This is a genomic window from Sulfitobacter sp. HI0129 (assembly GCF_001635395.1).
GTDB lineage: Bacteria > Pseudomonadota > Alphaproteobacteria > Rhodobacterales > Rhodobacteraceae > Sulfitobacter.
The window spans coordinates 1-1,136 of sequence record NZ_LWGH01001129.1 but is presented as its reverse complement, the minus strand read 5'-3'; the positions used below and the strand labels follow the sequence as shown (position 1 = coordinate 1,136).

The window sequence follows — 1,136 nt, the reverse complement described above, 5'->3', positions numbered from 1 at the left end:
GCTGGTCTCCACCGCGATCCGTCTGGGCACCCGGCTGCCCGCCTATGCGGCGGCCACGGGGCGTATCCTGCTGTCGGCCTATGACGACGAGGCGCTGGATGCCTATCTCGACGCGGCGGAGCCGGTGGCCATGACCAAGCATACGGTTACGGACAAGGCGAAGCTGAAAGAGATCATCCGCGCCGCCGGCCGTGACAAGGTGGCCTTCACCGACGAGGAGCTGGAACTGGGCATGGTCAGCATGGCCATTCCGGTCTTCGACCCGGACGGCAAACTGATCGCCTCGATGAGCGTGAGCGCGGCGCGGCCGCGCGTCACCGTCAAGGACATGCGCGAGCACATGCTGCCCATCCTGCGCATCTATGCCGAGGCGCTGTCGCGGTCCCTTTGAACGGTGCCGGCGGGCAAGGCTGCCCGCGTCAGGTCAGCATCATCGTGGTGGTCTGAAGGTTCTTCGCGAATGTTGAATATTACCTGATCCAGGAGAGCAAGGGCACTGCGAGGGCCCAGTCGTCGGCCGGTCTCGAGGATCTGGCGCAGCGACAGGCCGGGTCGAGTTCCATGCTCGTACTTTTGGCCAGGTGGCAGGCTGTTCGCCTGAGCGAAGTCCTCCTGGTGGATGCGCTGAATGCCCCCAGAGCGCGTGAGGCAACGGTCAGAACACAACACGCAGATCGCCGCGCGGCGCGGCGTGGTGATCCTCCCGCACTCTGCCGCCGGTAGTCCGATGGCAGCCGCCAGGCGCAGGCAGTAGGCCTCATTCACCGTGCTGCCGGGACGGCGCGGGCTCTCGGGTTTGAGGATGACAGTGGAGGGGGCACCGAACCGCGGGATGGCGAGCTGATCCCCCTTCCTCGGCAAGCGTAACACCGGGGTGCCCTCCGCATCGAGAACCGCCAGTGCCGTTTTCGTCTGACCACCGGCGAGAGACAGCCTGACACCCCCTTCCCCGGCAAGGAAAGGCCGCTTCTCCACATCCTCGAAGTGTTGCTCCAGGACCTCCGCCGGATCCTCGGTCTCATAGTATTCCGTCAGCGGCGTGTGGCGCCAAGCAGCAGGTGCATTCGGTTCTGCGAAGGACAGGGCGCCAGCCGTATCGCCACCGATGTCTGTCAGAAGGCCGAGAGCCTCCGTAG

The 1,136-nt window shown here is 65.5% G+C and carries 2 protein-coding genes; one reads left to right on the top strand and one right to left on the bottom strand.

Translation table 11 applies throughout. The features are described from left to right. Nucleotides 1-391, top strand: a 391-nt coding sequence (locus A3764_RS23685; RefSeq protein ID WP_330220562.1) for an IclR family transcriptional regulator domain-containing protein, incomplete at its 5' end; no start/stop codon positions are given. On the opposite strand, the gene A3764_RS23680 is transcribed toward A3764_RS23685, so the two are convergent. Further along, the coding region (locus A3764_RS23680) for a HipA domain-containing protein (protein ID WP_150122445.1) at nt 361-1,136 on the bottom strand (776 nt) is incomplete at its 5' end. The two genes, A3764_RS23685 and A3764_RS23680, sit on opposite strands and share 31 nt — an antisense overlap.